Below are 8,423 nucleotides of genomic sequence, written 5' to 3' on the forward strand. Positions count from 1 at the left end.
GCGGAACCGAGCGCGGAACCGGAACCCGGACCCGAACCGGCCCTCGCCCCCGCCCCTGGCTGCGGGTCGGACGCCGGGGCCCGGGTGATCCGGGCGCCCGACGGCAGGCCGGGCACCGTGGCCGACTGCCCGGCCTGCTCCAGCAGGGCCGAGGGCACCAGCACCACGGCCCGGGTGCCGCCGTACGGGGAGGGCCGCAGGGAGACCTGGACGTCGTGCCGGGCGGCCAGGCGCGCGACGACGAACAGGCCGAGCCGCAGGTCGTCGCCGAGTGCGGAGACGTCCAGCTCGGGGGGGTTGGCCAGGTACGCGTTGAGCCGCTCGTACTCCTCCTCGGTCATGCCGAGCCCGCGGTCCTCGACCTCGACCGACAGGCCCTCGGGGACCTCCTGCGCGGAGACCTGCACCTGGGTGTACGGCGGGGAGAAGGTGGTGCCGTTCTCGACCAGCTCGGCGACCAGGTGGATGACGTCGGCGACGGCCTGCCCGTCGAGTGAGACACGCGGTATGCCCTGGACGACGACCCGGGAGTAGCTCTCGGTCTCCGAGACGGCGCTGCGCAGCACGTTGACCACGGGCACGGCGTTGCGCCAGCGCCGGGCGGGCAGGGCGCCGCCCAGGATGACCAGGTTCTCGGCGTTGCGCCGCATCCGGGTGGCCAGGTGGTCGACCGCGAACAGTTCGCGCAGCAGCTCAGGGTCCTCGTGTTCGCGCTCCAGCGCGTCCAGCATGCTGATCTGCCGGTGGATCAGGATCTGGGTGCGCCGGGCGATGTTGAGGAAGACCTTCTTCGTCCCCTCGCGGCCCTGGGCCTGGTGGACGATGGCGGCGACGGCGGCCCGGCGGACGGCGGCGAGGCCGTCCGAGGCCTGCTGGACGTCGTCGCCGGTCCGCCGGGACGGCGCCCAGAGGGCCGGGGCGGGCACCTGCTCCCCGGCGCGCAACCGGTCGACGACCTCGGGGATCTCCTGCTCGGCGAGCGCGATGGTGTCGGCCCGCAGTTCGGACAGCCGCGCGGACAGTGTCCAGGCGGCCCGGACGCCGCGGAACAGGCTGATCAGCACCACCAGGGCGACGACCGCACTGCCGGCCAGCAGCGCGGTGCGCTCCCCGGAGCCGCGCAGCAGGTAGGCGGCGTAGCCCCAGGCGGCGGCGAGACCCAGGCTGGGGACCAGCACGAGGCCGAGGAGCGGGCTGCGGAGGGAGCCGGACCGGCCGGCGCGGTGGCTCGTGCGGTGGGCCGATATGCCTGGCATCTGATTCCTTGCTGCAGGGCCGAGTCGCGGGACCGGGACGCCGGGTTCGGACCGGTGGGTCCGAGCGGCGGGTCGACCCCGTACGGCGCGGCCGGGCTTCAGGGCGTCGAGGCCGGGGGTTGCCGGAGCCGGTGACGTGCTGTCACTGGCCCGGCGGGGTGCAGCACGGCCGCCGACGGCACGGAACGCTATCAGCCCGGGACGCCGCCGACGCAACATCAACTGGCCGTTCACGCAGGGATGGTGGCGTTCGGGTGGACTTCGGTCCGGATGGTTCGCCGGCACAACGTAGCAGGTCGTGGGCGTCGGCCGGATCGGGCCGGCGGCCCCGGGAGGCCGGGGGCGGACCCCGGGGAATCCGTCAGGCACAGGTCAAGTGCCGCTGTGGCGGACGTCCGCCACATCCTCTCCGGCTTCCGGCCGCCGCCCTGCCGCCACCCTGCCTCCGGGCCTCAGCCCGCCAGCGGCATCGGCAGCACCCGTCCGCCCAGCCCCGGTGGTTTCTCCACCGGGGCCTCCCGCTGGGCGGTGAGTTCGCTCCAGGCCCAGCTGGTCACGTCGGACAGCTCCGCGGACCACTGCTTGCCGTACGTGCCCGAGGCGACCTGCCCGAGTCGCAGTCGCTGGACGTCCGAGGTGCCGGCCGGCGGGTAGACGTGGGTGGCGTCCCGCAGGTAGCGCTCGATGCCGAACTCGGGCTGGAGGCCCCGGGCGGCGTGGATCTCCATCGCGTTGCGCGCGGAGTCCAGCGCGTACTCGGTGTTGATGAGTTTGGCGTTCATCAGCTCGGCGTCGCAGGCGCGGCCGTGGTCGAGCAGGTGGGAGGCGTGGTAGGCGGCGAGCCTGGCGGTCATCAGCCGTGACTGCATCTCGCCCAATTTCAGCATGATGTTGGGCAGTTGGTTGAGAGGCTGGCCGTACAGGACGCGCCCCTCGGCGAACCGGACGGTGTCCTCGACGATCGCGGTGTGGATGCCGAGCGCGACGGCGGCGAGGTTGATCCGGCCGTAGAGGGTGGAGGAGGAGTAGGCGACGTCCAGCCCCTGCCCCTCCCGGCCGAGCCGGTTGCCGGCCGGAATGCGGCAGTCCTCCAGGAGGATCTCGCCGAAGCTGAAGCCGTGCAGCCCGCTCTGCGACCCGGGGGAGCCGGTGCGGAACCCGGGACGGTCGCTCTCGACCAGGAAGGCGGACAGGCCCCGAGTGCCCTGGCCGGTGCGCAGGACCACGCCGTGCACGTCTCCGATGTGGGAGTTGCCGACGAACCACTTGCGCCCGTTGAGGACGTACTCGTCGCCGTCGCGGGCCGCGGTGCCGGTCATCCCGAGCACGTGCCCGCCGGACTCCGGCTCGGTGACGGCGATGGTCGGCAGGCACTCCCCGGAGGCGAACCTCGGCAGCCACTTGCGGCGTTGGGCCTGGGAGCCGTAGTGGAGGACCTTGGCCACGCCCAGTTGGGAGGCCTGCGCGATCGAGCCCGCGGCCCCGCTGACCCGGGCCAGCTCCTCGATGACCACGGTCTTGGCGACGTGGCCCAGGCCGAGGCCGCCGAACTCCTGCGGGATCGTCACGCCGATCCAGCCCCGGCGGGCGATCTCCCGGGCCAGCTCGAACTCGATCTTCCGCTCGGCCTCCATCCTGGCCACCCGCGGACGCACCTCCTTCTCCGCGAAGTCACGGACCGCGGCGCGAAGGCCCTCGTGACGGTCGTCGGTGAAGTAGTCCATCGCCATGCTCCGGTCCTCTCGATGCGTGCGGTGCCGTGCCTCCGTCCGTGCCGTCGATGCCGCTCCGGCAACCCCCCCACGGGGGGCGGTGGGTGTGCGGGAGTGTCGGCCGGTCGCCCCGGTGCGATCGGCGCATGCGTCACCGGGCGGTGTCCCGGTGGCGGGCACCGTCCGTGTCTTCGGCAGGGCTCATTGTTGTATGGGGTGCCGGGGCATCCCAGAGTCGATCTTGGATTGGCGTGATTCGGCCCGTCCTCACCGAGAGGGGTTTCGTTCCGGCCCGAGAAGGGAATCGATCTTCGCTTCCGTGACGGTCAGTCGATCGCTCGTCCACATGTGGTTTTGACTGGTCGTCGGCATGGTCGAGGATCGGCCGATCGGAACCGCTCGGTCGTTCTGATGTCTGGTTACATGTCCGCCATGACTGATGTGATGAGCACTCAAGGCCAGTTCCCGGGTGCCTCCGGGGAGTCCGCGCGAACCCGCAGGCTGCGCGGCCTTGGGCTCAACGACCCGTCCGCGGACGAGGCCTTCGACCGCTTCGCCCACCTGGCAGCCAGTATCACGCGCGCTCCCATCGCGATGGTCAACTTCATCAACGACGAGCGCCAGATGTTCCGCGGGCTCTACATTCCGCCAAGTTCGGCCGACACCACGGCCGAGGACGGATCGTCCTGGGCGGACCGCGGCATCGCCTTCGACCTCCCCACCCGCGAGATGCCGCTGAGTCACGGCTTCTGCCCGCACGTGGTCGCCCAGCGTTCCCCGCTCGCCCTCGACGACATCCTCGCCTACCCCCGGTTCGCCGGGAACCCGGTGGTGGACGAACTCGGCGTCCGCGCCTACCTCGGCGCCCCGCTCGTCGACGACACCAACACCGTCATCGGCACCGTCTGCGTGCTCGACCGGGAACCCCGGCAGTGGGGGCGCGAGCGGCTGCGCGACATCCAGCACCTCGCCGAGGCGCTGCTCTCCGAGATCCGGCTGCGCGACAGCCTGCTCACCCAGCGCCAGGAGATGTTCGCCGCCTTCGACGGCTCGCCGTTCCCCATCATGCTGACCGAGGGACCGGGCCAGGAGATCCGGTACGCCAACGCCCGGCACGCCGACACCTTCGGTGCGCCCTCGGCGTACGGCACGATCGGCGCCGCGTACCCGCAGCTGGGTGCTGCGGGCCTCGAACAGGCCGTCGCCGAGGCGTACCACACCGGTCGCACCTCCGTCCTCGACAACGTCCGGATCCAGTCCGCCCGTCCGGACGCCCAGCGCGGCCGGCAGGTCTTCAGCTTCACCTGCACCCCGTTGCGGGCCGCGCTCACCGGCCGGATCAACGGCGTCCTCACCGTCGGCATGGACATCACCGCCCAGTCCCGCACCGAGGAGGAGCTCGGCACGCTGGCCGCCCTGCTCGTCGACCGGCTCCAGCAGAGCGGCGCTTCCGTGCCCGGCCGTTCGGCGATCCCCGGCGGGGCCGGTTCCGTCCTGCCCGGCTGAACGCCGGCCGGCGCGGACCGGCCACCACCGTGGCGGGGCGCCTCTCACCCCCGTGGAGACCCTGCCACGGTGCCGTCCGGGAGCGTGAGTTCGCCGGGGTCCGGCGGTTCCGTTCCGGTGTCCTCCCGGGGCCGCCGCCCGGGCCGAGCGGGTGAACCGTTCCCGCTCCGCCGCCCCGGCCGGGCCCGCGCCGGGGCCGGTGGGTGGTAGGCATGGGCCGCATGGACTGGTTCGCCGCCCCCGACTACTGGCTGAGCCGGCTGCTCGTCCAACGCCTGCTCGCAGCCCTCTACCTGATCGGATTCCTGGCCGCCGCCGCGCAGTTCCGCGCCCTGATCGGCGCCGAGGGCATGCTTCCGGTGCCCCGGTTCACCGCCAGGGTCCCGTTCCGCCGGGCGCCCGGCCTGTTCCACCTCCACTACAGCGACCGGTTCTTCGCCGCCGTCGCCTGGAGCGGTGCCGCCCTCGCCGCCGCCGTCGCGGCCGGGCTCGGCGACGCCGTTCCGCTCTGGGCGTCGATCCCGCTGTGGGCGGTGCTCTGGGTCCTCTACCTCTCCATCGTCAACGTCGGGCAGACCTGGTACTCCTTCGGGTGGGAGTCCCTGCTGCTCGAAGCGGGCTTCCTCGCCGCGTTCCTGGGCAACGCCGACACCGCCCCGCCCGCCCCGGTGCTGTGGCTGATGCGCTGGCTGGTCTTCCGGGTCGAGTTCGGCGCCGGGCTGATCAAGCTGCGCGGAGACAGCTGCTGGCGCGACCTGACCTGCCTCCGGTACCACCACGAGACCCAGCCGATGCCCGGACCGCTCAGCTGGTTCTTCCACCACCTGCCCGATCCGCTGCACCGGGTGGAGGCCGCCGCAAATCATTTCGTCCAACTCGTCGTACCAGTCGGTCTGCTGCTGCCGCAGCCGGTCGCGAGCTACGCGGCCTGCGCCGTCCTCGTCACCCAGCTCTGGCTGGTCGCCTCCGGCAACTTCGCCTGGCTCAACTGGCTGACCATCGTCCTCGTCCTCGCCGCCGTGGAGCCGGCCCGCCTCGGCCTGCCCGTCCACGCCCGCGACCACCCCGGCACCCCGGTTTGGTACGAGGCGCTGGTGATCGCGCTGACCGCCGCCGTCATGGTGCTCAGCTACTGGCCGGTGCGCAACATGATCTCCCGCGGCCAGGCCATGAACCGCTCCTTCAACCGGCTGCACCTCGTCAACACCTACGGCGCCTTCGGCAGCATCAACCGGCTCCGCCAGGAGGTGGTGGTCGAGGGCACCGACGAGACGGTGCTCACCCCGCACACCGTCTGGCGCGAGTACGGATTCAAGGGCAAGCCCGGTGACGTGCGCCGCCTCCCGCGCCAGTTCGCGCCCTACCACCTGCGGCTCGACTGGCTGATGTGGTTCGCCGGCATCTCGCCCGCCTACGCCCGCCCGTGGTTCCTGCCCTTCGTCGCCCGACTGCTGTCCGGCGACCGCGACACCCTGCGCCTGCTGCGCCACAACCCCTTCCCGGAGGCCCCGCCGACCCACGTCCGGGCGACCCTCTACCTCTACCGGTTCACCGATTGGCGCGAACTGCGGGAAACCGGCGCGTGGTGGCACCGCATCGCGCTCAGCGAGTACCTCGCGCCGGTTGATCTGCATGCCCTCGGCCGGGCAGGCTTCCGGCCGCCGCTCGGCCGACGGGGGCCGGCGCAGGGACGCGGTGTCCGGGAGGTGCCGCTGGAGTGGTTCCGCCGGCGCAGCCGTCGGACCGGCCGTCGGACCGGCCCCAGGCCCGACCGTCGGTCCGGTCCGTCCGCCGGAGAGCAGCGCGAGGAGCCGCGGTGAGGGGCCGCCGGGAGGAGCGGTGAGCAGCGGAGACACCCGTCCGGACCGACGCCGGACCACCCGGCCGGACCCCCCGGGTGGCGGCCAGGCGGGCGGTATGGCACACGACACCTGCCCGTCGGAGCGGTGGGTGCGTGCAAGGCTCGAACGGGCACCCGTATTCTGGGCCTCCACAACCGGCAGCCCGACCGCGCGCCCCCCGGCCCCGCCCAGGGGCGACCGCGCGCAACCGGTCCGCCGCCCCCTCGCCGCCAGCCCCGCCGCCGTCGCCCAGAACCGGACCTCACATGACAGTGCTTCACTCGCGCAACGCCGACGCAGCCGACCCGGCGGACGTCGCCGACGCCGCAGACGTCAAGGACCCCCAGGACGCCGCCGCGGAGCCCAACCTCCGCGAGGACCTCGGCCGCTACGCCGAGCTCGGGGCCTTCACGCTCACCGCCGAGACCCACGCCTGGTACGCGGCCGTCGACACCGTCGCCACTCCCGAGGACGCCCGCGCCGCCTCCACGGCCCTCGCCGAACTGCGTGGCAGCGACCTCCAGCAGACCTGGGAGGCCGTCACCACCCTCGCCGCCGAAGTCAAGCTGGACGAGCCCGACACCGTCGCCAAGACCGCGCTGTTGGTCGAGATGCTCCAGCGGGTGCACCGCACCTCCGCGACCCTCTTCCCCGCCGCGTACGACGCCGACCTCGGCGCCCTCACCGCCGCCACCGCCGACAGCGCCTGGCGCCGCGAGAACGGCGTCAAGCTCTCCTGGCTGCGCGGCCGCTCGCTGCGCAAGCAGGCCGTTGCGCTCGCCACCGATCGCCGCATCCGCCGGGAGGACCTGCACGAGGCCCTTGCCTCCGCCGAGGTCGAGCGCCGCGCCTGGGCCGCACTGGCCCCGGTCGGCACCCTCCCGCGGGTGCCCGCCGACGGCGCCCTGGTCGACCGCACCGCCCAGGCCTTCGAGGCGATCAACACCGGCCTGCGCGGCCTCGCCCGGCTGCTGCCCGACCACGACCTGGACGGGCTGCCCTTCGCCGAGCTGATCGACCTGGTCGAGCGGCTCGCCGCCGACGAGGGCACCCTCTACCGCCTGCCCACCATCCGCGGCCTGCGCGTCGGGCTGGAGGAGGCCGGCCTCGCCGACCTGCTCGCCGAACTCGCCGTCGCCAAGGCCGACCGCCGCGCCGCCGAGGCCGCCTACACGGCCCGCCAGGCGCTGGTGGCCGGGCAGCGGGACGGGCTGGCGGAGCAGGCCGCCGCCGTCGAGCAGACGGCGGCCGAGGAACCGGATGCCGAGGTGGCGGCCGAGGCCGTGGCAGGGACCGCCGTCGAGCCCGATGGTGAGGCAGGCGATGAGGCCGGTGCCGAGGAGTCGGCCGACCGGGCTGACGCCGAGGCGGCTGCCCTGCAGGCGCTGGCCGGTGGGCAGCGCGACGGGCTTGTCGAGGAGGCCCTGGTCCCGGTGACGGCTCCGGCGGAGGAGACCGACGAGGCTGCTGCGGCCGCCGAGGCAGAGGTCGAGACCAAGGCTGAGACCGGGGCGGTGTCGGACGCGGGTGCCGCTGACGGCGAGCCGGCGGTGGCGCAGGCCGAGGGAGAGACCCCGGCTGCTGCGGTCTCCCTCCCGGCGCCCTCCCCGGCTGCCGACGACCTGGTGGCCGCTGCGACCGCCGCTCTGGCCGAGGCCGAGGCGGAGGCGGAGACTGCGGACGAGACGGCGGCGATGGAGCCGGAGGCCGCCCCGGTCGCGGTCGTGGAGCCGATGGTCGAGGCCGACGAGCCTGCGGCCGAGGTTGCTGAGCTTGCTGTCGAGGTCGAGGCCGAGCCGGTGGCTGAGGTCGAGCCTGAGGCCGTCGTGGCGGAGCCCGCTGTCGAGGAGCCTGCGGCTGAGGTTGACGAGCCTGCCGTCGAGGCGGAGGTGGCTGAGGCCGAGGTGGTCGAGGTCGCTGCCGAGGTCGAGCCCGAGACCGTCGCGGAGGAGGTCGCCGGCGAGGAGCCCGTCGCCGAGTCCGAGGCTGTTGCCGTCGAGGTGACGGAGCCGGTGGTCGAGGCCGACGAGCCTGCGGCCGAGGTTGCTGAGCTTGCTGTCGAGGTCGAGGCCGAGCCGGTGGCTGAGGTCGAGCCTGAGGCCGTCGTG

At 73.4% G+C, this 8,423-nt stretch carries 4 protein-coding genes and 1 pseudogene; 3 read left to right on the forward strand and 2 right to left on the reverse strand.

Going from position 1 to position 8,423, the window contains the following annotated elements; translation table 11 throughout:
• Together ACFU7Y_RS22345 and ACFU7Y_RS22350 are read right to left on the reverse strand one after the other, a co-directional pair.
• Positions 1 to 1,256, reverse strand: a 1,256-nt coding sequence (locus tag ACFU7Y_RS22345; RefSeq protein ID WP_380769431.1) for a sensor histidine kinase, incomplete at its 3' end; no start/stop codon positions are given.
• Positions 1,257 to 1,708: 452 nt separating this feature from the next.
• A complete protein-coding gene (locus tag ACFU7Y_RS22350) occupies positions 1,709 to 2,986 on the reverse strand; it encodes an acyl-CoA dehydrogenase family protein (RefSeq protein WP_374120069.1) in 1,278 nt (425 codons plus the stop codon).
• A 414-nt stretch (positions 2,987 to 3,400) separates the two neighbouring features.
• Here ACFU7Y_RS22350 and ACFU7Y_RS22355 point away from each other — a divergent pair, with 414 nt between their 5' ends.
• From ACFU7Y_RS22355 to ACFU7Y_RS22365, 3 genes and pseudogenes are all read left to right on the forward strand, one after another.
• Positions 3,401 to 4,474 carry a GAF domain-containing protein gene (locus tag ACFU7Y_RS22355; protein ID WP_224283347.1) on the forward strand — a complete coding sequence of 358 codons (1,074 nt, stop codon included), beginning with the start codon at positions 3,401 to 3,403 and terminating at the stop codon, positions 4,472 to 4,474.
• 221 nt (positions 4,475 to 4,695) lie between these two features.
• Positions 4,696 to 6,294 carry a lipase maturation factor family protein gene (locus ACFU7Y_RS22360; RefSeq protein WP_380769436.1) on the forward strand — a complete coding sequence of 533 codons (1,599 nt, stop codon included), beginning with the start codon at positions 4,696 to 4,698 and terminating at the stop codon, positions 6,292 to 6,294.
• Positions 6,295 to 6,581: 287 nt separating this feature from the next.
• Positions 6,582 to 8,423, forward strand: a pseudogene (locus ACFU7Y_RS22365) (hypothetical protein); the annotation flags it as partial.

Source organism: Kitasatospora sp. NPDC057542, from assembly GCF_042801945.1.
Lineage (GTDB): Bacteria > Actinomycetota > Actinomycetes > Streptomycetales > Streptomycetaceae > Kitasatospora.

What these genes read in the sequence shown, in the direction of transcription:
- ACFU7Y_RS22355 (WP_224283347.1), top strand. Translation starts at nt 3,401, where the DNA reads ATGACTGATGTGATGAGCACTCAAGGCCAGTTCCCGGGTGCCTCCGGG.
- ACFU7Y_RS22360 (WP_380769436.1), top strand. Translation starts at nt 4,696, where the DNA reads ATGGACTGGTTCGCCGCCCCCGACTACTGGCTGAGCCGGCTGCTCGTC.
- ACFU7Y_RS22350 (WP_374120069.1), bottom strand. Translation starts at nt 2,986, where the DNA reads ATGGCGATGGACTACTTCACCGACGACCGTCACGAGGGCCTTCGCGCC.